At 66.9% G+C, this 22,992-nt stretch carries 20 protein-coding genes and 1 riboswitch; of the genes, 18 read left to right on the plus strand and 2 right to left on the minus strand.

Translation table 11 applies throughout. From position 1 onward, the window contains the following. Positions 1 to 26 precede the first annotated feature (26 nt). The gene (locus sphantq_RS20185; RefSeq protein WP_272800524.1) at positions 27 to 3,209 is read left to right on the plus strand and encodes an efflux RND transporter permease subunit; all 3,183 of its coding nucleotides are present in this window, start codon (positions 27 to 29) and stop codon (positions 3,207 to 3,209) included. Between the two features lie 11 nt (positions 3,210 to 3,220). Then, the gene (locus sphantq_RS20190; RefSeq protein WP_272800525.1) at positions 3,221 to 4,633 is read left to right on the plus strand and encodes an efflux transporter outer membrane subunit; all 1,413 of its coding nucleotides are present in this window, start codon (positions 3,221 to 3,223) and stop codon (positions 4,631 to 4,633) included. Between the two features lie 11 nt (positions 4,634 to 4,644). Here the strand turns inward: sphantq_RS20190 and sphantq_RS20195 are convergent, their stop codons facing one another. Further along, on the minus strand, positions 4,645 to 5,481 hold the full coding sequence (locus sphantq_RS20195) for a p-hydroxycinnamoyl CoA hydratase/lyase (protein ID WP_129926866.1): 837 nt from the start codon (positions 5,479 to 5,481) through the stop codon (positions 4,645 to 4,647). Positions 5,482 to 5,651: 170 nt separating this feature from the next. On the opposite strand from sphantq_RS20195, the gene sphantq_RS20200 reads away from it, so the two are divergent. Genes sphantq_RS20200 through sphantq_RS20210 form a run of 3 tightly spaced genes read left to right on the plus strand, consistent with a single transcriptional unit; the run spans position 5,652 to position 8,097 of the window. Beyond that, positions 5,652 to 7,196: an FAD-binding oxidoreductase gene (locus sphantq_RS20200; protein WP_242496051.1), complete on the plus strand. Its 1,545-nt coding sequence runs from the start codon at positions 5,652 to 5,654 to the stop codon at positions 7,194 to 7,196. Next, positions 7,196 to 7,591 (plus strand): c-type cytochrome, encoded by a 396-nt coding sequence (locus sphantq_RS20205; RefSeq protein ID WP_272800526.1) that lies wholly within the window; start codon positions 7,196 to 7,198, stop codon positions 7,589 to 7,591. Before sphantq_RS20200 ends, sphantq_RS20205 begins: the two co-directional genes overlap by 1 nt. Continuing rightward, entirely contained in the window at positions 7,588 to 8,097 is a 510-nt protein-coding gene (locus sphantq_RS20210; RefSeq protein WP_272800527.1) for a hypothetical protein, read from the plus strand. The genes sphantq_RS20205 and sphantq_RS20210 overlap by 4 nt, the downstream gene beginning before the upstream one ends. A 130-nt stretch (positions 8,098 to 8,227) precedes the next feature. Here the strand turns inward: sphantq_RS20210 and sphantq_RS20215 are convergent, their stop codons facing one another. Beyond that, complete coding sequence (locus sphantq_RS20215; protein WP_066609168.1) at positions 8,228 to 8,725, minus strand: nuclear transport factor 2 family protein; 498 nt, start codon at positions 8,723 to 8,725, stop codon at positions 8,228 to 8,230. Between the two features lie 96 nt (positions 8,726 to 8,821). Here sphantq_RS20215 and sphantq_RS20220 point away from each other — a divergent pair, with 96 nt between their 5' ends. The 13 genes from sphantq_RS20220 to cobU all read left to right on the plus strand — a co-directional run bounded on the left by sphantq_RS20220 (position 8,822) and on the right by cobU (position 22,930). Continuing rightward, a complete protein-coding gene (locus sphantq_RS20220; protein WP_066609169.1) occupies positions 8,822 to 9,736 on the plus strand; it encodes an NAD(P)H-binding protein in 915 nt (304 codons plus the stop codon). Further along, positions 9,733 to 11,922: a PQQ-dependent dehydrogenase, methanol/ethanol family gene (locus tag sphantq_RS20225; RefSeq protein ID WP_272800528.1), complete on the plus strand. Its 2,190-nt coding sequence runs from the start codon at positions 9,733 to 9,735 to the stop codon at positions 11,920 to 11,922. Before sphantq_RS20220 ends, sphantq_RS20225 begins: the two co-directional genes overlap by 4 nt. An 8-nt stretch (positions 11,923 to 11,930) precedes the next feature. Further along, complete coding sequence (locus sphantq_RS20230) at positions 11,931 to 13,538, plus strand: GMC family oxidoreductase (RefSeq protein WP_272800529.1); 1,608 nt, start codon at positions 11,931 to 11,933, stop codon at positions 13,536 to 13,538. 105 nt (positions 13,539 to 13,643) lie between these two features. Next, positions 13,644 to 14,951: a cobyrinate a,c-diamide synthase gene (locus sphantq_RS20235; protein ID WP_336314457.1), complete on the plus strand. Its 1,308-nt coding sequence runs from the start codon at positions 13,644 to 13,646 to the stop codon at positions 14,949 to 14,951. Between the two features lie 11 nt (positions 14,952 to 14,962). Then, positions 14,963 to 15,153: riboswitch (cobalamin riboswitch) on the plus strand. Between the two features lie 148 nt (positions 15,154 to 15,301). After that, entirely contained in the window at positions 15,302 to 17,242 is a 1,941-nt protein-coding gene (locus sphantq_RS20240; RefSeq protein WP_272800530.1) for a TonB-dependent receptor plug domain-containing protein, read from the plus strand. A 26-nt stretch (positions 17,243 to 17,268) separates the two neighbouring features. Further along, a complete protein-coding gene (locus sphantq_RS20245) occupies positions 17,269 to 17,805 on the plus strand; it encodes a hypothetical protein (protein WP_272800531.1) in 537 nt (178 codons plus the stop codon). Next, complete coding sequence (locus sphantq_RS20250) at positions 17,805 to 18,212, plus strand: DUF1636 domain-containing protein (RefSeq protein ID WP_066609172.1); 408 nt, start codon at positions 17,805 to 17,807, stop codon at positions 18,210 to 18,212. Before sphantq_RS20245 ends, sphantq_RS20250 begins: the two co-directional genes overlap by 1 nt. Next, complete coding sequence (gene cobT / locus sphantq_RS20255; protein WP_272800532.1) at positions 18,209 to 19,225, plus strand: nicotinate-nucleotide--dimethylbenzimidazole phosphoribosyltransferase; 1,017 nt, start codon at positions 18,209 to 18,211, stop codon at positions 19,223 to 19,225. Before sphantq_RS20250 ends, cobT begins: the two co-directional genes overlap by 4 nt. Then, positions 19,222 to 19,791 carry a histidine phosphatase family protein gene (locus sphantq_RS20260; RefSeq protein ID WP_272800533.1) on the plus strand — a complete coding sequence of 190 codons (570 nt, stop codon included), beginning with the start codon at positions 19,222 to 19,224 and terminating at the stop codon, positions 19,789 to 19,791. The genes cobT and sphantq_RS20260 overlap by 4 nt, the downstream gene beginning before the upstream one ends. After that, entirely contained in the window at positions 19,788 to 20,507 is a 720-nt protein-coding gene (locus tag sphantq_RS20265; protein ID WP_272800534.1) for an adenosylcobinamide-GDP ribazoletransferase, read from the plus strand. Before sphantq_RS20260 ends, sphantq_RS20265 begins: the two co-directional genes overlap by 4 nt. Beyond that, a complete protein-coding gene (locus sphantq_RS20270; protein ID WP_272800535.1) occupies positions 20,504 to 21,493 on the plus strand; it encodes a threonine-phosphate decarboxylase in 990 nt (329 codons plus the stop codon). The genes sphantq_RS20265 and sphantq_RS20270 overlap by 4 nt, the downstream gene beginning before the upstream one ends. Further along, complete coding sequence (gene cbiB, locus sphantq_RS20275) at positions 21,486 to 22,427, plus strand: adenosylcobinamide-phosphate synthase CbiB (RefSeq protein WP_129926852.1); 942 nt, start codon at positions 21,486 to 21,488, stop codon at positions 22,425 to 22,427. Before sphantq_RS20270 ends, cbiB begins: the two co-directional genes overlap by 8 nt. Next, on the plus strand, positions 22,424 to 22,930 hold the full coding sequence (cobU, locus tag sphantq_RS20280) for a bifunctional adenosylcobinamide kinase/adenosylcobinamide-phosphate guanylyltransferase (RefSeq protein ID WP_066609177.1): 507 nt from the start codon (positions 22,424 to 22,426) through the stop codon (positions 22,928 to 22,930). Before cbiB ends, cobU begins: the two co-directional genes overlap by 4 nt. Positions 22,931 to 22,992: the final 62 nt, after the last annotated feature.

Consider the following 22,992-nt stretch of genomic DNA (forward strand, 5'->3'; position numbering starts at 1 on the left):
TTTGCTTTTCGCAAAGGACTTGCCCGATGCGTTTCTCGCGCTTTTTCATCGACCGGCCGATCTTCGCCGCTGTTATCGCGGTGGTCATCACCGTCATTGGTGCGCTGGCCTTTATCGGCCTGCCGGTCAGCCAATATCCCGACATCGTGCCCCCTACGGTCACGGTTTCCGCCCAATATCCCGGCGCATCCGCCGAAACGGTCGCGTCGACCGTGGCCGCGCCGATCGAGCAGGAAATCAACGGCGTCGACGATATGCTTTATCAAAGCAGCCAGTCGACCGGCGATGGCAAGGTGACGATCACCGTCACCTTCAAGATCGGCACCGACCTCGACGCCGCGCAGGTGCTGGTCCAGAACCGCGTCGCCGTCGCCGTGCCCCGCCTGCCCGAAGAGGTGCAGCGGCTGGGTGTGGTGACGCGCAAGACGACGCCCGAATTCCTGATGGTGGTCAATCTCCAGTCGCCCGACGGCACGTTCGACCGCAATTACCTGTCCAACTATGCGCTGACGCAGGTGCGCGACCGGCTGGCCCGCCTCGACGGCGTCGGCGATGTGCAACTGTTCGGGTCGCGCGACTATGCGATGCGCGTCTGGATCGATCCCGGCCGCGCCGCCGCGATGGACCTGACCGCGGGCGAGATCGTGTCGGCGCTGCGCGCGCAGAACGTCCAGGTATCGGCTGGTGCGATCGGCCAGCCCCCTTACGACCGGGGCGAAGCCTTCCAGCTCGGCGTCGAGATGCAGGGCCGCCTGACATCGCCCGACCAGTTCGCCAATATCGTGATCCGCAGCGATGCCGACGGGCGCCAGGTGCGCGTCCGCGACGTCGCGCGTGTCGAGCTGGGCGCGCAGGATTATGCGATCAACACCTATCTGTCGGGCAAGCCCACCGTCGTCATCGCGGTGATGCAGCGCCCCGGCTCCAACGCGCTCGACGCGGCCGAGCATGTGAAGGCGGAGATGGACCAACTTTCCCAGCGCTTCCCCAAGGGGCTGGAATATAGCGTCATTTACAACCCGACCGAATTCATCAGCCAGTCGATCGACGCGGTCTATCACACGCTGCTGGAAGCGGTGCTGCTGGTGGTGCTCGTCATCCTCGTCTTCCTCCAGAACTGGCGCGCGGCGATCATCCCGATCATCGCCATCCCGGTATCGCTGATCGGCACGGCGACGATCCTGGCGGGCCTGGGCTATTCGCTCAACAACCTGTCCCTGTTCGGGCTGGTGCTGGCGATCGGCATCGTCGTCGATGACGCGATCGTCGTGGTCGAGAATGTCGAGCGCAATATCGGTCGGGGCATGACGCCGCTGGAGGCCGCGCGCACGTCGATGGACGAAGTGTCGGGCGCGCTGGTGGCGATCGTGCTGGTGCTGTGCGCCGTGTTCGTGCCGACGCTCTTCATCACCGGCATTTCCGGGGCCTTCTACCAGCAGTTCGCGGTCACCATTTCGACCGCGACGATCATCTCGCTGATCCTCTCGCTCACCCTGTCGCCCGCCGCAGCCGCTTTGCTGCTGCATGCCAAACATGGCCCGCGCGACCGCAGCAACGACCCGCTCTGGCGGCAGAAGCTGGGCGTGGTGGTGGATGGCTTCAACACTGGTTTCGACCGGATGAGCGAGCGCTATGCGCGCCTCACCCGCTGGCTGGTTGCTCGCCCCAAAAAGATGCTGGCGACCTATGCCGGGCTGATCGTGGCGACGGCGGGCCTGTTCTGGGTGACGCCCGCAGGCTTCATCCCGTCCCAGGACCAGGGCTATTTCCTGGCCGTGGTGCAACTGCCTTCGGGCGCGTCGCTCCAACGCACCGACAAGGTGACGCGCGAGGTCGCGGACAAGATCCTGCCGATCAAGGGGCTGCGCGGCGCGGTGATGTTCGCCGGCTTCCATGGCCCGTCGCAGACCGCGGCGCCCAATTCGGCGGCGATCTACTTCCCCTTCAAGAGCTTTGCCGAACGCAAGGCGGAGGGTGTCACCTATGCCGGGATCATGGAGCAGGCGAACAAGGCGATGGCCGGCTATGACAAGGCGCGCATCCTGCTGGTGCCGCCGCCCGTCATCCAGGGCATCGGATCGGCCGGCGGCTATCGCATCATGCTGGAGGACCGGCAGGATCGTGGCTATGCCGAACTGAACAAGGTCGCGCAGGACTTCATCGCCAAGGCGAACCAGACTCCCGGCCTGTCGATGATCTACACGCTGTTCGACGTCAGCACGCCGCGCATCTACGCCGATGTCGACCGCGCCAAGGCCGACCTGCTCGGCGTCCCGCCGGAGCGCGTGTTCGAAGCGATGCAGGTCTATCTGGGGTCCGCTTTCGTCAACGACTTCAACCTGCTCGGCCGCACCTATCGCGTCACCGCGCAGGCGGATGCGCAGCATCGCGGCACCGTGGCGGATATCGCCAACCTCAAGACCCGGTCGAACGCCGGGGGCATGGTGCCGATCGGGTCCGTCGCCACCTTCCGCGACAAGACCGGCCCCTATCGCGTGGTGCGCTATAATCTGATGCCCGCGGCGGAGGTCGATGGCGACACGGCGCCCGGCTATTCGTCCGGCCAGTCGCTCACGACCATCGACAAGATGAGCGCGGCGCTGCCCGAAGGCTATGCCAGCGAATGGACCGGCATCGCCTATCAACAGAAGAGCGCGGGCAACACCGCCGGCATCGTCTTCGGCATGGCCGTCTTCTTCGTCTTCCTGGTGCTGGCGGCGCAATATGAAAGCCTGACCTTGCCGCTGGCGATCATCCTGATCGTGCCGATGTGCCTGTTCGCCGCGATGCTGGGCATCAACCTGCGGGGCATGGACAATAATATCCTGACGCAGATCGGCCTGGTCGTGTTGATCGCCCTTGCCGCCAAGAACGCCATTCTTGTGGTGGAATTCGCCAAGCAGGCGGAGGAGGAACAGGGACTGTCGCCGGTGGAGGCCGCGGTACAGGCGGCGCAGACCCGCTTGCGCCCGATCCTGATGACCAGCTTCGCCTTCATCCTCGGCGCGGTGCCGCTGGTGATCGCGACCGGCGCGGGCGCCGAGCTGCGGCAGGCGCTGGGGACGGCGGTGTTCTTCGGCATGGCCGGTGTGACCGCCTTCGGCTTGCTCTTCACCCCCACCTTCTATGTCGTGTGCCGCGCGCTGGGCGATCGTTTCGCCCGCCGCCGGCGTCCAGAGGCCGACGCTGCCTTGCAACCGGCCGAATGAGGAACAGAGATATGACCCGGACCTTCATCGCTCTCCTGCTCGGCGCGAGTGCGCTCACCGCCTGCGCCGCCGGGCCGGACTATCAGCCGCCCGCTACCCCGACAACGGCGGCCGCGCCCTTCATCGGCGCGACCGGCGCGGCGGTCAGCACGGCCGCCGTGCAGGATCGCTGGTGGACGCTCTATGGCGATCCGCTGCTCGACACGCTCGTCGGGGACGCGCTGGCCGCCAACACCGACATCCGCGTTGCGGTGGCGCGGATCGAGCGGGCGCGGGCGTCGCTGCGCGGCGCGAAGTCGGATCGTCTGCCGCAGACCAGCCTCGGCGCGTCCGGCACCTATAACCGGACGTCGGCGGCGCAGTCGCTGCCGGGCATAGACCGGGAAAATTGGGTGCTCGATGGCGGGCTCGACGTCTCCTATGAAGTCGATCTGTTCGGCCGGGTGAAGCGCGGCGTCGAAGCGGCGCGCGGCGACCTGGCGGCGGTGCAGGCGGATGCCGACGGCGTGCGCGTCGCGGTGATCGCCGACACGGTGCGCGCCTATCTCGACGTCACCGCCACGGCCGAACGGCTGGCCGTGGCGCAACGGACGGTGGCGCTGCTCGACCAGTCGATCCGCATCACCGGCGCGCGATTCGAAGTCGGTCGGTCTGATCGGCTGGACGTGATCCGTGTGACCGCGCTGCGCGAACAGCAAAAGGCGACGATCCCGGCGCTGGCCGCGGATCGGGATGCGGCGCTGTTCCGGCTGGCGACGCTGACCGGGCGGACGCCGCAGCAATTGCCCGACAGCCTACGCGCGGCGACCCGCACGCCGCAACTGGCCCAGCCGATCCCGGTCGGCGACGGCCAGGCGCTGCTGGCGCGGCGGCCGGATGTGCGCGCGGCCGAACGGCGGCTGGCGGCGGACACGGCGCGGATCGGCGTAGCGACGGCGGACCTCTATCCCCGCATAACGCTGGGCGGATCGGTCGGCACCACGGCGCTGGGTGGCGGCAACCTGCTGGGCGGCGGGCCGTTGAACTGGGTGCTGGGACCGCTCATCAGCTGGGCCTTCCCCAACACGGAAGCGATCCGGGCGCGGATCGGCGCGGCGAAGGCCGACGGCGCGGCCTCGCTGGCGACCTTCGATGGTACGGTGCTACAGGCGCTGGAGGAAAGCGAACGCGCCTTGTCGGCCTACGCCCATGCGATCGAGCGGGCGCGGACGCTGGGTCTGGCGCGGGACGAAGCGGCGCGCGCCGCCCGGATCAGCCTGGCGCGGCAGCGCGAGGGGCAGATCGATTTCCTGACGGTGCTGGACGCGCAACGCACGCTGGCGAGCGCCGAGGCCGATCTGGCGACCGCGACCCGCGCCCTGTCCTTTGCGCAGGTCGACCTGTTCCGGGCGCTGGGCGGGAGATGGGGTCAGGCCGCGGCCTGATCCCACCGGCTTCAGGCCTCGGTCTTCGCCTTGCTCAGATCATAGGCGCCCAGACCCGGCTTGTAGCTCTTCTCGTCGATGAACTGCCGGATGCCTTCCTTGCGGCCTTCGCTCTTGTCGTGGAAGTTGGCGGCTTCCTGCATCCGGACCAGATAATCTTCCGCCTCGTCATAGGTCATGGTGCCCACGCGGCGGACGGCATCCTTGGCGAATTTCAGCGCCACCGGATTCTTGCTCAGCAGCATTTCGGCGACCTGCGTCGTGCGCGCCTTGAGCTGCTCCAGCGGGACGCTCTCATTGACCAGCCGCATGGTGGACGCGGCCTTGCCGTCGATCAGGTCGCCGGTCAGCGTCAGCCACATGGCGTCGCGCATCGGCAGCAGGTCGACCACCACCTTGGTCACGCCGCCGCCGGGCAGGATGCCCCAGTTGATCTCCGACAGGCCGAACTGGGCCTCGTCCGCGCAGATGGCGAGGTCGCAGGCGAAGAGCGGGCCGAAGCCGCCGCCAAAACACCAGCCATTGACCATGGCGATGGTCGGCTTGTGAAACCAGCGCAGGCGGCGGAACCAGCCATAGCTTTCCGCCTGCGACTTGCGCACGCCACGCAGGCCCTTGGCTTCGGTTTCGCGGAAATATTCCTTCAGGTCCATGCCCGCCGACCAGGCGGCGCCTTCGCCGCCCAGCACCAGCACGCCGACATCGTCGCGATATTCCAGTTCGTCCAGCACCTCCATCATGCGCCGGTTGAGCGTCGGGCTCATCGCGTTGCGCTTGGCCGGCCGCGCGAAATTCACCCAGGCGATCCGGTTTTCGACATGTACGGAAACGACGTCCTGCTCTTCCATCTTCCTGCTCCTGCGCAATATGTATCATAGGCATACAATCTGAGGATCAGGATAGGCAAGCGCTTTTTGCACATGGCTCTGGCAGTCCGCTTGACTCGTCTGGCATATCTTTTAACGATAACGATCGTTATTAATAAGCTGGCATGACTGGCGAGTGAGGTGAGATGGATGTGAAGGGCAAGACAGCGGCGGCGATAGCGCCCGCCATCATCGCCGCCTTTGGGGCGATCGTCGGCAAGGATCATGTCTTTTTCGATGAGGTCGATCAGGCCAGCTATCAGGACAAGTTCGCGATCGACGACGCGCGCCACCACCCCGCCGGTGCGGTCGCTCCGGCCACGGTCGAGGAAATCCAGGCGATCGTCCGCATCGCCGCTGACCGCGGCATCGCGCTCTGGCCGATCAGCCGGGGCAAAAATCTGGGCTATGGCGGTTCCGCGCCGTTGTCGGCGGGATCTGTGGTGCTGGACCTCAGCCGGATGAAAAAGATCGACTATGACGAGGCGAACGGCACGGTGCTGCTGGAGCCGGGCGTTGGCTTCTACGACCTCTACGATTTCCTGAAGTCGAGGGGCATGAAACATTGGCTTTCGGTGCCCGGCAACAGCTGGGGATCGGTGGTCGGCAATGCGCTGGACCGGGGCATGGGCTATACCCCCTATGGCGAACATGCGACGCGCATCTGCGGCGTGGAAGCCGTGATGGCCGATGGCCTGGTCGTGCGCACCGGCATGGGCGCACTGGACGGCGCGCCGACCTGGCAACTCTATCGCTTCGGCTTCGGCCCCGGCTGGGACCAGATGTTCGTCCAGTCCAATTTCGGCATCGTCACCAAAATGGGTCTGTGGCTGATGCCCGCGCCGGAATCGCTGATGGGCATGGATCTGGAATTCGACCGGCCGGAGGATTTGGGGCCGTTGATCGACGCGATCGCGCCGCTGCGCCGCGAAGGACTGTTGCAGCAGTCGCCCACCATCGGCAACTGGTTGCGCGCCGCCGCCGTGGTGACGACCCGCGACCAGTGGACCGACAAGCCCGGCGCGCTGCCCGACGATGTGATCGCGGCGATTCGCAAGAAATTCAACGTCGGCTGGTGGGGGGTGAGCCTGCGGCTTTACGGCCGGGAGTCGGTCAACAAGGCGGCCTATGCGATTCTTGAGCACGAACTGGGCAAGCTCAAACCCATGTCCCTACGCCCGACCGTGTGGAAGACGGGCGAACCGCTGGAGGCGACCGGATGGACCGGCACGCCGCTCACCATGCCGATGCAGAACGCCAACTGGCATGGCGGGCGCGGCGGGCATATCGGCTTCTCGCCGATCCTGCCGCAATCGGGCGCCGCGGCGCAGGCCCAGTTTCAGCGCACCTACGCCCGCTACAAGGAATATGGCATGGATTATCAGGCCAGCTTCGCCTTTGGCGAACGCCACCTCATCAATGTGAACGCGGTGCTGATCAACAAGGATGATGCGGACCTGATGGGCCGGGTCGATCCCTTTCTCAAACATCTGATCTCTGACGCCAAGCGCCAAGGCTATGGCGAATATCGGACCCATCTCGACTATATGGACGCGGTCGCAGGCACCTATGATTTCAACAAGAACGCGCTGGGGCAGCTCAACCGCAAGGTGAAGGATGCGCTCGATCCCAGGGGCGTGATCGCGCCGGGGAAGAGCGGCATCTGGCCCAGCAGCCAGTCGGGAGGACAGGGCTGATGCGCCGGGGGATGATCGCGCTGGTGGGCGCTGCATTGATGTTGGCGGGCGCGGCTTGCGGCCGGGCGAGCGAAACGCCGACGCAGGCGCCCAAGGGGCCGCCGCCTTTGCCCGCGCCCGAAACGCTCTCGTCACGACCACAAGCCACGCCGGGCGAGCAACTCTATCTGACGAAATGCGCCATGTGCCATGCGCCGGGCGGCATGGGTACGGGCCTGCTGGCGCGACGCACCGACCAGCCCTTGCTGGAAAAGCGTACCGACCTGACCGCCGACTATGTCGTGCAGGCCGCCCGCATGGGGCTCGGGAACATGCCCGCCATCCCGCGGGGCGAGGCGAGCGACGCCGAGTTGCGGCAGATCGCCGAGCATCTGGCCAAGGGGGCGAAGCCATGAACGGCGTATCACGAAGGGTCTTTCTCGCGAGCGCGGCCGTGGCGTCGGCGGCGCTGGCTGGCGGACGGGCGGAGGCGGCTACGCTGCCGCTCCTGCTGCACGATGCCCAATTGGCGGCCGGGCGCCGCTTCGCTGCGCGGGCGCAACTGCTGGGCGGAAAGGCGGTGGCGCTGGAGGGCGACCGGGTGCGCCAGATGCGCGATTTGCTGGCGGCCGCCCCGACGGCGATCTTCGCCGTGACGCGGCGGAGTGACGAACTGCTGGTCGGCGAGATCGCGGCCGAAGCGGGCTATCTCCGCGTGGCGCTGGTGCGGCATGGCAGGGGTGGGCTTATAACTGCGAACTGCGCACCGGACGGCGTCACTATCGGCGCGCTGGCGCAATTCTCCGATGCGGCATGGCCCGAAGCCTTTGCCGAACTGGCGCTGGACAAGATCGGCCAGTGCGCCGTCGCGCCCGCTAGCCCGGCTCTGCCCGCGCTCAGTTGGATGATGACCCGCCGTTGACCTAAGTTCGTTCGGGCTGCGCGAAATCGAAGCCGGTCATTGAGCGCAGCGAAATGTCTTCGCTCCGCTCTGACGAGCCCTCCGCCTTCGCTCAGGGCGAACGGTTCTCATGTGAAGTGTGGTACGTCAATTACCGCCGGATAATCAGCGAATCCGGCCGCTTGCGGGGCGCCCACTTCCCCCGACCGGGGAAATTCTTCAACACTTCGCCATCCCACAATCGCACGGTGCGGCGTAGGAAGCGCCACTGGCCGTCCGCGCCCTTCACCGCATGATCGTCATACCAGCCGGCAAAGCGCAGCAGATAGGGCGGCTCGCCCTCGCATTCGGTGACGAAGGCGAAGCCGCGCATCTTGCAACTGCCGTCCGCCTGAGCCGTATATTGAACCTGCGTCACATGATGCTGGCGACCCGGAAAGCCCGGCGCATTGCGATAATGTTCGGCGATGCCGCGAATTCCCTCATGCCCTTCCCAGATGTCGGGATCGTCGAACACCTCCTCCACCATGCGCGCATCGTGCGTGAAGCAGGCGACCAGCCCGTCGACATCGCCGGTATCGAGCGCCCAGCTATAGGCGGCGATCAGGTCTTGCAATGCAATCCTGTCCTCGATCGGAAGGGAAGGCATGATAGTCACTCTCCTTGGTTCTTCGGCTTGACGTAATGATAACATTCGTTACGATTATCTGCAACAAGACGACAGATCATGCAAGCGAGAGGACGCATGGGGAAGATCATCATTTCAGGCGCTTCGGGCGCCTTCGGCCACGCGGCGGCGCAATGGCTGCTGGAAAAAATCACGCCGCAGGACGCGATATTGCTGACCCGCACACCGGCGAAGCTGGCCGATCTGGCCGCCCGCGGCGCGGACGTGCGCTTCGCCGATTTCGACGATCCCGCGAGCCTGCCCGCCGCGATGGCGGGGGGCGAGAAGATGCTGCTCATCAGCACCGCGCGCGTTGGCACCCGCGTCGGCCAGCACCGCCATGCGGTGGAGGCCGCGGTCGCGGCGGGCGTGCGGCATATCGTCTATACCTCGATCATTGCCGCCGATCAGCCCGGCAATCCCGCGATCGTCAAGAACGACCATCGCGCGACCGAGGAGATCATCGAAGCCTCCGGCGCCGCCTGGACCCATTTGCGCGACAGCCAATATGCCGAGGCGATCGCCGGGCCGATGACCATTCCCGCGCTGATGATGGGCGGCAAGCCCGACAATTGCGGTGACGGCCCGGTGGCCTTCGTCAGCCGCGACGATTGCGTGGCGACCGCGGTCGGCGTGCTGACCCAGCCGGGTCATGAAAATCAGGCCTATGTGCTGACCGGCCCCGACCTCATCACCATTCCGCAGGCGATGGCGATGGCCAGCGAAATCGCCGGCAAGCCGATCGTGGTCGATCCGGTCGATGACGACGCGATGTTCGCCTATTTCGATGCGCTGGGCGCGCCGCGCCATGCCTCCGATATCGCGCCCGACGGGCCGATCCCCTGGTCGAGCGACGACATGGTGACATTCGGCCAGTCGATCCGCGAGGGCTATTTTGCGGAAAAGACCGACTGGGTCGAGAAGATCACCGGCCGCAAGCCCAAAAGCCTGCGCGATGTGATGCTGGCGCACAAGGAAGGCTGGCCGCTGTGAAGAAATCGTTATTGGCGATTGCAGGCCTGCTGGCGCTGGCGAGTTGTGCGGGTAGCGGGCCGGGTGGCGACAGCGGCGCGGGCGACGACTGGCCCTATACCGGCGGCGACGTCTGGGGCAGCCACCATTCGCGCCTGACCGACATCGACAAGGGCAATGCCGGACGGCTGGGCCTCGCCTGGTCCTATGACCTCAATACCAACCGCGTGCAGGAAGCGACGCCCGTGGTGGTCGACGGCGTCATGTATAGCAGCGGCAATCTTGGCCGCGTCTATGCGCTCGACGCCGCGAGCGGCCAGCCGCTCTGGACCTTCGAGCCGGAGGTGGACATGCAGGCGAACCGCTCCACCTGCTGCGACCAGGCCAATCGCGGCGTCGCGCTCGCGAATGGCAAGGTCATGGTCGGCGCGCTTGACGGGATGCTCTACGCGCTCGACGCGAAGACCGGCAAGATCCTCTGGAAGACTGACACGGTCGTCGATCACAGCCGGGGCTATACCAGCACCGGCGCGCCCGAAGTGGCAGGCGATCTGGTCATCATCGGCAATGCCGGCGCGGAATATGACGTGCGCGGCTATGTGACCGCCTATCGTATCGCCGACGGCACGCAGGCCTGGCGCTTCTTCACCGTGCCCCATGATCCGGCCAAGGGGCCGCAGGAGGACAAGGCGCTCGATGTCGCGCTCAAGACCTGGGACGCCAATAGCCGCTGGGATATTGGCGGTGGCGGCACCGTGTGGGACGCGATCAGCTATGATCCCAAGTTCGGCACCGTCTATATCGGCGTCGGCAATGGCGGCCCCTATTCGATCGCGACCCGATCGCCCAAGGGCGGCGCGAACCTCTATCTCTCCTCGATCGTCGCGCTGGATGCCAAGAGCGGGGCGGTGAAATGGCATTATCAGGAAACGCCCGGCGACAGCTGGGACTTTACCGCCACCCAGCCGATGGTGCTGACCGACATGGAGGTGGACGGCAAGGTCCGCCCGGTCATCCTCCATTCGCCCAAAAACGGCTATCTGTTCGTGCTGGATCGCGAAACCGGCAAGCCGCTGCGCGTCAATCCGCTGGTGCGCACCAACTGGACCAAAGGGTTCGACAAGGATGGCGTGCCGCAGATGACGCCGGACCGCACCGACTTCTGGAACGGTCCGCGCATCATCTTCCCGGCCTCGGCGGGCGCGCGCAACTGGTATCCGGCGGCCTACGACGCCAAGCGGAAGAGCTATTACGCCTCCGTGTTGGACATGGGGAACCTCATGTTCACTGTCCCGCCCGGCACCCCGGCGGCGGCGCGGCGGCCCAAGGCGCTCAACGTCCAGACGACCCTCATCTTCACGCCGCAACTGGAGGCGGTGCTTCCCACCCTGCCGCCCGCGATCCGCGAGCAGGTTGAAAAGCTGCCCGAAATGCAGTGGGTGAAGGACAAGCCCTATAGCAGCGAGTTGCGCGCCATCGATCCGCTGACCGGCAAGGCGCGCTGGGCGGTCCCGACCGAGGGCTGGCAGGACCGGATGGGGATGCTGTCCACTGCGTCGGGCCTCATCGTCCATGGCACGATCGGCGGCAAGCTGATCGTCCGCGACGCCGACACTGGCAAGCTGATCAAGGAAATCGATACCGGCACGTCCATCATGGCCGCGCCCATGACCTATCGCGTGAAGGGCGTGCAATATGTCGCGGTCGCGGCCGGTTTCGGCGGGGGCGGCTGGGGCTATGTCCCGCGTTATTCGGCGGCCTATCGCAACGGCAACGCCAACCGCATCCTGGTTTTCAAGCTGGATGGCGGCCCGGTGCCGCCGCCGACGGCGTTGCCGCCTGCGGAGGTCGCTTCTGCGCCGCCCGCGCAGAAGGCTGGCGTGACGCCTGCGATGATCGCCAAGGGGCAGGGGCTGTTCTTCCAGAACTGCGCCATCTGCCACAGCAACCAATTGCGCTCCACGGCGCCCGATCTGCGCCGGATGCTGCCGGGGACGCATGACGTGTTCAACCAGATCGTCCGCGACGGCCTGCTGCTGCCGGGCGGGATGCCGCGCTGGGACGACTTGCTGAGCGCCGAAGATGCCGACGCCATCCACGCCTGGCTGATCGCCGAGCAGGGGCCGTTGCGGGAGCGGGAACTGAAATTGAAGGCGGCGGGCAAGCCGCTTGACGCGCCCAGCGCCGCCATCATGTCCAATTTCTAGGAACGACCATGGAAGATACCGACATCATCGTCGTGGGCGGCGGTTCGGCCGGGTCCGCGATGACCGGGCGGCTGGCCGATGCGGGCCTGTTCGTCACCCTGGTCGAAGCGGGCAAGACCGATCGGCATATGCGATCGCGCGTCCCGGCGCTGACCAGCGCGATCGTGCAGAATCCGGCTTATGACTGGTGCCATCAGGTCGAGCCGGACCCGTCGCTGGGTGGCCGGGCCGACATCTGGCCGGCGGGCAAGATGCTGGGCGGCGGCAGCGCGCTCAATGGCATGATGTTCATCCGCGGCCATCGCTGGGACTATGACGAATGGGCACGGCAGGGTGCGGCGGGATGGGATTATGAGTCGGTCCTGCCCTATTTCCGGCGCATGGAGGATAATGAGCGCGGCGCCGACCAGTGGCGCGGCACCGGCGGTCCGATCGCGGTGTCCGAAGGGCGCGCGCGCTATCCGATCACCGACCAGTGGATTGCGGCGGCGCAGGCGGCGGGCATCCCCCGATCAGCGGACCTGAATGGCGAACATGCCGAGGGCGTCGATTATGTGCAGGTATCGCAGCGAGGCGGCACGCGCTGTTCGGCGGCGCGCGGCTATCTGCACGAGCGGCGCGGCGGCAAGGCGCCGACCATAATGTTGGACGCGCAATTGCTGCGCATCCTGATCCAGGCAGGACGCGCAGTCGGTATCGTCTATTGGCAGGACGGCGTCGAAAAGACGCTGCGCGCCCGTCATGGCGTGGTGCTGAGCGCGGGCGCGATGAACACGCCGCGCCTGCTGATGCTGTCCGGTATCGGCCCGGCCGATCATCTGCGCGCCCATGGGATAGAATTGGTGTGCGATCGCCCCGGCGTTGGTGGCAACCTTCAGGATCATGTCGGCACCCATGTCGTCAACGAAGTCGATGCGCGAACGCTCAACAGCGACGCGCGGGGCTTGCGCGGGGCATGGCAGCTGCTGCGCTATGCGCTGTCGCGGCGTGGCACGCTGACAACTGCGATCGGCCATGCGCAGGCTTTCGTGAAGAGCCGGCCGGAATTGCCCGCGCCCAATCTCCAGATCAGCTTCGCCGCCTTCGCATTCGATTTCGATGAACAGGGCCGGTTGATGCTGCGCAAGACGCCGTCCGTATCCACCCTGGTCGGGCTGATGCGGCCCAGCCATCGGGGGCGGATCAGTCTCCGCTCCGCCGATCCCTTCGCGCCGCCGAAAATCGAGCATCGGCAACTGGGCAGCGACGATGATGTCGACCAGATCGTCGAGGGCATCGGCATCGCCCGCGGCATCCTGCATGAGACACCGATTGCGACACATATAAGGGGGGAGCTACGCCCCGGCGCGGCACTGACCGATCCCGATCAGTTGCGGGACTATGTGCGGATGGCGTCGATCCCGCTCTATCATCCGGTCGGCACGGCCAGGATGGGCGTGCGCGACGATGCGTTGGCGGTGGTCGATGCCGATCTGGCCGTCATCGGCGTCGAGGGGCTGTGGGTCGCCGACGCCTCGGTCATGCCCAGCCTTCCCGCTGGCAATACCAACGCCACCGCGATCATGATCGGCGACAAGGGTGCGGATCATCTGCTGAGGCGCCTCCGCCGCCATTGAGGCGCTGGCGGCGCGGGGCCTGCTTTGCCACAAGGCGGGCATGACACCGAATCGCGCCGCCCTCCTCGTGGATGCCATCGCCCCCTTGCCGGTATGGCGCACGTCGTGACGCCGCGACTGGGCGCGGGATTGGTGATCGGCGCCCCGGCGTCGGGCGCGGGCAAGACGATGGTGACGATCGGCCTGCAACGCGCCTTCACCGATCGCGGCCTGAGCGTGCAGGGCGCCAAATGCGGACCCGACTATATCGACCCGGCCTTTCACGAAGCCGCGACTGGCCGGCCCTCGGTCAATCTGGACGGCTTCGCCATGGCGCCGACCATGCTGCAGGGGCTGGCGGCGCACGTCGCTACAACTGTCCAACTCGTCGTCGCGGAAGGCGCGATGGGCCTTTATGACGGCGCACGGTCGCCGGGTCGTTCGGGCGCGTCGGCCGATGTGGCGCGGCTGTTGGGCTGGCCGATGCTGCTGGTCGTCGATGCCCGCGCAGCGGCGCAGACGGTGGCGGCGGTGGCGCATGGCTGCGCGACTTTTCCCGGCGCGCCGGCCATCGCCGGAGTGATCGCCAACAAGGTGGCCAGCACGCGCCATGTCCGCATGATCGAGGATGGGTTCGCGCGTATCGGCCTGCCGCTGCTGGGTGCGATGGCCACGGACGAGGGATTGGCCATGCCGTCCCGCCATCTGGGACTGGTGCAGGCTGGCGAAACGGAGGAACTGGAACGGCGAATCGACGCGATCGCAGCGCGGGTGACGGCGCAATGCGATCTGGATGCGATCCAGGCGGCGGCCGGCGCTACGACAGACGTGCCGGCGCAACCGCCCGGCATCCGGCCACCGGGGCAGCGGATCGCCGTCGCCAGGGACGCCGCCTTCAGCTTCTTCTATCCCCATATCGTACATTGGTGGCGGTCGGCCGGCGCGGAGCTGCGATTCTTTTCTCCGCTGGCGGACGAATCGCCGCCCGCCGATTGCGATGCCTGCTGGCTGCCCGGCGGCTATCCCGAACTCCATGCTGCGCGGATCGCGGCCAATGGCCAGTTCCTGAGCGGCCTGCGCGCCTTTGCGCAGAGCCGGCCGGTGCATGGCGAATGCGGCGGCTATATGGTGCTGGGCCGCACGCTGGAGGATGGCGACGGCGTCGTCCACCCGATGGCGGGCCTGTTGCCGATGGATACCAGTTTTGCGCGCAGGCGCCGAACATTGGGCTATCGCAGCGCGCGGCTGCGGCAGGGCGCCAGCTTCGCCTCTGTCGGGCAGCTATTGCTGGGTCATGAGTTCCACTATGCCAGCATCACCGCCAGCGAGGGCGAGCCGCTGGCCGACATGGCCGATGCGGAGGGGCAGGCCCTTCCTCCGGCGGGCCACCGCGCGGGCCAGGTGACCGGTGGCTTCTTCCACTTGATCGCCTGATCCAAGTCGATTAGGGCGGCTGCGCGTCAGGTTCCCCGCAAGGGGATCAAAAGGGAACGGGGTTAAAGACCCCGGCTGCCCCTGCAACTGTGAGCGGCGAGCCATCGAGGCACAAGCCATTGGAATCGATGATCCCGAGAAGGCGCTTCGAATACGGCATTGACCCGCAAGCCAGGAGACCTGCCTGTCGCGGTCGTTCTTCGTCCGGACAGGGTGTGCCGGTCGAACGAGGATATCCTCGCGCAACGACAAGCTGACCGTGCGGGTTCGCACGGTGGCGATGTCGTGCGCGTGCGCCCTGCATCGCCACCGCGTCGCGTCCGCCCGGTCCTGTCAACGACTGGGGGATTATGATGCATTGGATTTCAAAGAGCGGCCTTTTCATTCTAGCGGGCCTGTCCACGCCGGCCTGGGCCGATGATGCGGGCGATGTGATCGTGACCGCGCTGCGCCAGCCGCAGGCGATTGAACAGGTGGCGTCGAGCATCACCATCATCGACAAGCCGGCGATCGACGCCGCACAGGCGCTGGTGGTGTCCGACCTGCTGATCCGCACGCCGGGCGTCAGCTTCACCCGCAATGGCGGCTATGGCACGGCGACCTCGATCCGCATTCGCGGCGCGGAGGCCGACCAGACCGTGCTGGTCATCGACGGCGTGAAGTTGGCCGATCCGTCCTCGACCGGCGGCGGCTATAATTTCGCGACGCTGATGACCGGCGATACCGACCGGATCGAGATATTGCGCGGTCCACAGTCGATCCTCTGGGGCAGCCAGGCGATTGGTGGCGTGGTGAACATCGTCACCGCACGGGCCGAACGCCCGATCGAAGGCAGCTTCGATATCGAGGCGGGATCGCGCGATACCGTCAGCGCCCGCGCTGCGCTGGGCGGACGACAGGGCGCGATCGACTGGCAGGTCGCGGGCAGCCGCTTCACGACGGAGGGCATCTCGGCGATCAGCCCGCGCTTTGGCGCCAAGGAGAAGGACGGCTACACCAACGGCACGCTCAACGGGCGTCTGGGCGTCGCGCTGGCGCCGGGCGTGTCGATCGATATGCGCGGCTATTATGCCAAGGGGCGCACGGATATCGACAGCGCCGGCGCCATTCCCGACAGCCCCGAATATTCGGAAGTCGAGGAATGGATCGGCTACGCCGGCCTCAACGCCGATCTGTTCGGCGGTGCGCTGCGCAATCGCCTGTCCTTCAGCCGCAGCGAGACGCTGCGCGACAACGTCAATCCCGCCCGCAAACTGCGTCAGACCAGTTTCACCGCCAGAGGCGAGACGAAGCGCTACGAATATCAGGGCGTGCTCACCATCGCGCAGGGCTGGACCGCGACCTTCGGCGCGGAGCGCGAGGAGCAGCGGATGCGCACGGCTTCGCCTTCCGATAGTTTGGCTGCCTACGCCACGACCCGCGGGTCTGCCGATATCGACAGCCTCTATGCCCAACTGAGCGTCGAGCCGCTGGCCGGCCTGACCGTCAATGGCGGAGTGCGCTACGATCATCATTCGACCTTTGGCGGCAACACGGTCTTCGGTGCGGGCGCGGCCTGGGCGCTGGTCAAGGACCGCACGATCCTGCGGGCGAGCTATGGCGAGGGCTTCAAGGCGCCGACGCTCTACCAGCTCTACAGCGATTATGGGAACACCGCCCTGGTCCCCGAAAAGGCCCATGGCTGGGACGCCGGCATCGAACAGCATCTGTTCGACCATGCGCTGATCCTGTCGGCGACCTGGTTCGATCGCAGCACCGACAATCTCATCACCTATAATGGCTGTCCGACGACCAACCGGCCGCCGCTCTGCTATGCGCCGGGCACGACGACGCCGCGCTTTGGCTATTATGCCAATGTCCAGCGCAGCGAGGCGCACGGGCTGGAACTGGCCGGCGTCGCCCATGTCGGTCGGCTGACGATCGACGGCAATTATAGCTGGGTGTCCGCGGAGGATCGGTCGCCGGGCCTGAACTATGGCAACCAACTGGCGCGGCGACCGCGCCATGCGGCCAATGCGACAGCGCGGTACGACTGGGCGTTCGGTCTGAGTACCGCCGTGGCGGTGCGCTGGTCGGGCAAGGCGCTCGACACCGCGCGCACCAGCGCCACGGTCGCGCCACTGGTCAACGCGGCCTACACGCTGGTGGATTTGCGTGCCGAAATGCCGGTCATGGGCAAGCTGACGCTATTCGGCCGGGTCGAAAATCTGTTCGACGAATATTATGAAACCGCGCGGCGCTACGGTCAATTGGGCCGCAGCATTCATGCTGGCCTGCGGGCGCGGTTCTGATCCCCCCTGACAAGGAGCGTATGACCATGGACAGCCTGCCCCCTGCCGCCGCCCGCCATCTCTGGATCGGATTGATGACGCTGGCCAGCACCATAACCACTCTGGCGCTGGCCTGCGCCACGCCTTTCCCCGCCCTGGCCGCCCTGGCCGCGTTGCATGTCCGCCGGCAGGACGGCATCATCCTGATGCTCGCGGCCTGGGCGGTGTCGCAGGGGGTGGGCTATTGCCTGCTGGGCTATGAAACGACTGTGGAGAATGGCGTCTGGGCCGGGACCATGGCGCTGGCGGCGATCGCGTCGCTGCTCGGCGCGGATGGTGCGGCGCGCCTGTTGCCGCACGCGCATCCGGCGGTGCGGCTGGTCGTGGCCTATGGGGCAGCGTTCGCTACGTTCAAGATGGCCGTCCTGGCGGGCGCGTGGGCGCTCGATTCCGGCTGGGCGGCCTTCGCGCCGGATGTAATGGCGCGGCAGTTCGGGCGCTACGCCATGATCCTGGCCGGCCTGCCGGCCTTGCAGCATCTGGCCGACCGCAGCGGCCGGCTGCGCCGTGCGGCGACCGCCTGATGTTGCGCGCGGTCGAGGATGGTCCGGCGGTGGTGGTGTGCAGCAGTTGCCGCCACTCGCCGGGGCAGCGGGAAGATGCCGATGGCGTGCGCGGCGGTGCGCGGCTGGCGGAGGCGCTGCGCCGGGTGAAGGCCGGGTCGGACCGCTATGACGGGGTGGCGGTGCAGGACATGCCCTGCCTCTTCGCCTGTTCCGACCATTGCGCCGTCCATCTGCGGGCGCCGGGGAAGATCGGTTATGTGCTGGGGCGCTTTACGCCTGACGAGGATGCCGCGCGCGCGATCCTCGACTATGCGGCGCATCATGCCGCGAGCGCCCATGGCCAGGTGCCTTATGCCGACTGGCCGCAAGGGGTGAAGGGCCACTTCATCGTGCGTCTGCCGCCTGCCGGGTTCGTCGCCACATGAGCCTGTTTCCCACCGAGGCGGCGTTCGACGACGCGCTGGCGTCCCTGCCGCGGGCCGACCTGGCCTGCCGCGCCGCTGCCGCAGCGCGTCAGGGGCAATTGACAAAACCGGCCGGATCTTTGGGTCGGCTGGAGGAGATCGCCATCTTCCTGGCCGGCTGGCAACGGCGCGCGCGCCCGCATATCGATCGCGGCCGGGCAGCGGTCTTTGCGGGCAATCATGGCGCGACGCGGCATGGCGTCAGCGCCTTTCCGCCCATAGTGACGGCGCAGATGGTCGCGAATTTCGCCGCAGGGGGGGCCGCCATCAACGCGCTGGCGGGCGCAGCCGGGCTGGATCTGCATGTCGTGCCGATCGACCTCGACCGCCCGACCGAGGATTTCACCGTCGCTGCGGCGATGAGCCAGGCGGATTGTCTGGCGGCGCTCAATTGCGGCGCGGACATGGTCGATCCGGGCCTGGACCTGCTGCTGCTGGGCGAGATGGGCATCGGCAACAGCACCGCCGCTGCGGCTTTGTGCCAGCGCAGCTTTGGCGGCAGCGCGAGGGAATGGGTCGGCGCGGGGACCGGTGTCGATGCGCATGGCCTGGCGATGAAGCGACAGGTGGTCGAACTCGCCATGGCCTATCACGCAGACGCCCCGATGACGCCGTTCGAGACGTTGCGCCGGGTTGGCGGGCGGGAGATCGTCGCCATTGCCGGTGCCATGTTGGCGGCGCGGCATCGTCATGTGCCGGTGGTGCTCGACGGGTTCATCTGTGCGGCGGCGCTGGCGCCGCTGGCGGTGGCCATGCCTACGATCACCGATCATATTATTGCCGGACATCGATCCGCCGAGGCGGGTCACGGGCGGCTGCTCGACCGGCTGGGGCTGAGGCCATTGCTCGACCTCGACATGCGGTTGGGCGAGGGTAGCGGCGGCGCAGTGGCGGTGGCGGTGATCCGCACCGCGCTGGCGGCGCATGACCAGATGGCGACCTTCGCCGATGCGGGCGTGTCGGCGGGCGGATGAGCGGCACGCTGCTCCATCTGATGCGACATGGGGCGCCCGAATTGACCGGGCGATTGCTGGGACATGCCGACTGGCCCGCCACCGATGCAGGCATCGCCGCCTGCGTGGCGCGCGCCCATACGCTGGAGGTGGAAGTCATATCATCGTCCGATCTGACGCGCGCGCGCCAGGCGGCGACCGCCATCGCTGCGCAGCGCGGCATCGCGTCGCGGACCGACCCGCGCTGGCGGGAGCTGGATTTCGGGGCATGGGATGGCGCCGATCCGGCGATGCTGGACCAGGCGGCCCTGACGCATTTCTACGCGGACCCCGATGCCTGTCCGCCCCCCGGAGGCGAGCGCTGGTCTGCGCTGGTAGCGCGGGTCGGTGAGGCGATCGCCGCTCTTCCGCGCCGACCGACGCTGGTCGTGACCCATGGCGGCGCGATGCGCGCGGCGCTGGCGGCATTGTGCGGCTTCGACCAGCGTCAGATCTGGACAGTCGATCTGCCCTATGCCGCCTGCCTCACGCTGCGCCTCTGGCCGGGCGACCGGCCCTGGGCGCAGCTTGTGGGGTTGGTGACATGAAGGGCTTGATCCTTGCGCTGCAATTTCTGACGCGATTGCCCCTGCCGAGGGTGGAAGCGGACGGGCCGGCGTTCGCCGCCGCGATGCGCTGGTTCCCGGCGGCGGGCCTGATGATCGGCGGGCTGGTGGCCGGCGCGGCATGGGCCGGCGCCCGGATCGATGCATGGACCGGCGCGCTGCTCGCGCTGCTGGCGTGGGTCTGGGTGACCGGTGCGCTGCATCTGGATGGACTGGCCGACCTCGCCGACGCAAAGGGCGCCGCCCACCGGGATCGCGAACGCTTGCTGGCCGTGCTGGCCGATCCGCATGTCGGGGCCATGGGCGCAACGGCGGTGGCGCTGCAACTGATCGCAAAGCTGGTGCTGCTCCATGGCCTTGTGCAGGCCGCGGCATTTGGCCCGCTGCTGTTGATCCCCTTCGCCGCACGGATTGGGCCGCTGCTCTGGAGCCGCTGGCTGCCGCCTCTGCATGACGGCCTTGGCGCGCAATTCCGCGCGGTCATCCGCCCCGCCGATCTGGCGCTGTGGGGCGTCATGCTCCTCGCCGCCGCCTTCTGGATGCCGGCGCTGCTGGCTATGGCGCCGCTGGCCGGATTATGGGGCTGGTGGATTTTCACGCGCATCGGCGGCATTTCCGGCGACAGCCATGGCGCGGGTATCGAATTGCTGGAAAGCGGCCTTCTGCTCGCAGTTATCGTGTGGGCGCGAGCGTCATGACGCGCTGGACCCATCATGGCGGGAAGCTGGACGACGCGCGGCGGTGGTTCGGCGAGGGGCAGGCATCTTGGATCGACCTGTCGACCGGGATCAATCCCAATGGCTGGCCGGTCGAACAGGCGCCCGCGATCGACTGGCGCGCCTTGCCCGGTGACGCACAACTGGCCGCGCTGGAGCAGAACGCGGCGCGGCATTTCGGCGTCGATCCCGCTTATCTGTGCGCGCTGCCGGGAAGCGAGGCGGGCTTGCGCTCACTGAGCGGCATCATATCCGGCGCTATCGTGCACGGCGCAGCCTGTTACCGCACCCATCGCGACATCCATCCGGACAGTATCGCCTTCACCCCCGGCGTCGATGATTCCGCCTTGCCGGACGGCAAGATACTGCTGCTCGCCAATCCCAACAATCCCGACGGGCGCCTGCTGGACAGGGCGGCGCTGGACGGGCTGCTGGAGCGGCAGGAGGCAAGTGACGGCTGGCTGGTGCTGGACGAAGCCTTTGCCGACAGCCTGCCGGCTATCAGCATGGCGGATCGTGTCGCGGACGACCGGCGGCTCATCATCTTTCGTTCTTTCGGCAAATTTTTCGGCTTGGCGGGCGTGCGACTGGGCTTTGTAATCGGGCCGCGCGCGATCATCGCACGGTTTCGCGAACGGCTGGGCAGTTGGCCCCTATCAACCGCAGCGCTGGTCATCGGCGCGAGTGCCTATGCGGATCGCGACTGGATCACCACCACGCGGGCGCAGCTGATCGAACAGGGGGCGGCGCTGGACCAGCTCTTGCGCGCGCGCGGCCTGAGTCCGCAAGGCGCTTGTCCGCTGTTTCGCCTGATCGTTGCCGAGGATGCCGCGGCATTGTTCGATCATTTGGCCCGGTGCGCGATCCTGACCCGGCCGTTCGACGAAAATCCGCGCTGGCTGAGGATCGGGCTGCCCCGCGACGCCGCTGCGCTGGCGCGGCTGGATCGGGCGCTGACCGATGGCTGAACCTGTGGCTTTGCTGGCGTTGGCGATTGAGGGGGCGATCGGCTGGCCCGATGCGCTGAATCGGCGCATCGGCCATCCGGTGGGCATTTTCGCGGCGATCATCGTCTGGTGCGATCGGCGCTGGAATCGACCGGAATTGGCCGATTGGACGCGATATGTGGCGGGCATCGGCTGCGTGCTTCTGTTGCTTGTCGTCGCGACCGTGGCGGGGCTTTTGCTGCAATGGGGCCTGCATCGCATTGCGGGACGCTGGGCCTGGATTTTCATCATGCTGTGCGCCGTGCCGGGTATGGCGGCGGGCAGTCTCTACCGGCATGTGCGCGCGGTGGCGGCGCCCTTGCAGGCGGGCGATCTTGGTGCGGCGCGTATGGCCGTCGCCATGATCGTGGGCCGCGATACCGATCGGCTCGATAGCGCGGGCATCGCGCGCGCCGCGATCGAGAGCCTGGCCGAAAGCTTCTGCGATGGCGTGATGGCGCCGCTCTTCTGGCTGGCCATGGGTGGCTTGCCCGGCCTGTGGGCCTATAAGGCGATCAATACCGCCGACAGCTTGATCGGCCATCGCGAGGAACGGTGGCGCGCCTTTGGTTGGGCGGCGGCGCGGCTCGACGATTTGCTCAATCTGATCCCCGCGCGTCTGTCCGGCTCGTTGCTGTGCCTGAGTGCCGGACGGGGCTTGCGCATCATGTTGCGCGACGCGCATCGCCACGCATCCCCCAATGCGGGTTGGCCGGAGGCGGCGATGGCGGGTGCGCTTGACGTTCGGCTGGCGGGGCCGATAGCCTATGATGGCGTGTCGCAGGACAAGCCGTGGATCGGATCGGGCCGATTACATCTCGCCGCCGCCGATCTCCATGCGGCCTTGCGCATCTATCTGCGCGCCTGTCTGCTCCTTGGGCTGGCGGCCGCCCCCTTCGCATGGTGTGACTTATGACGATTTTGTTGGTGCTAGGTGGCGCACGATCAGGCAAAAGCCGCTATGCGCTCGCCCGCGCCGAAGCCATGTCGGGCGATTGCCTGTTCGTCGCGACCGCTCAGGCGCTGGACAGCGAAATGGACAGCCGTATCACGCGCCACAGGGCGGAGCGCGGCGACCGCTGGCGCACGATCGAGGAACCGATCGCGCTTGCGGCGATCGTGCAGAGGGAATCACGCCCGGAGCGCATATTGCTGATCGACTGTCTCACCCTTTGGGCATCCAACCTGATGATGGCGGAGCGGGACATCGATGAAGCGGTGGCTGCTTTCGTTGCGGCGCTTCGACAGGCGCGGGGGCAGGTGATCCTGGTCGCGAACGAGGTGGGGTTGGGTATAGTCCCGGACAATGTGCTCGCGCGACGGTTCCGGGATGTCGCGGGCACCATCAACCAGGCGGTGGCGGCCTGTTCCGACGAAGCGATGTTCCTGGCCGCCGGCTTGCCGATGCGGCTGCGCTGACGGCGTCTTATACTCTCCGCTTGGCAACAACAGTAACGATTGTTACTATGAGTCGAGATAAG

Origin of the sequence: Sphingobium sp. AntQ-1, from assembly GCF_028538045.1 — a bacterium.
In the GTDB taxonomy this organism is placed as follows: Bacteria; Pseudomonadota; Alphaproteobacteria; order Sphingomonadales; family Sphingomonadaceae; genus Sphingobium; species Sphingobium cupriresistens.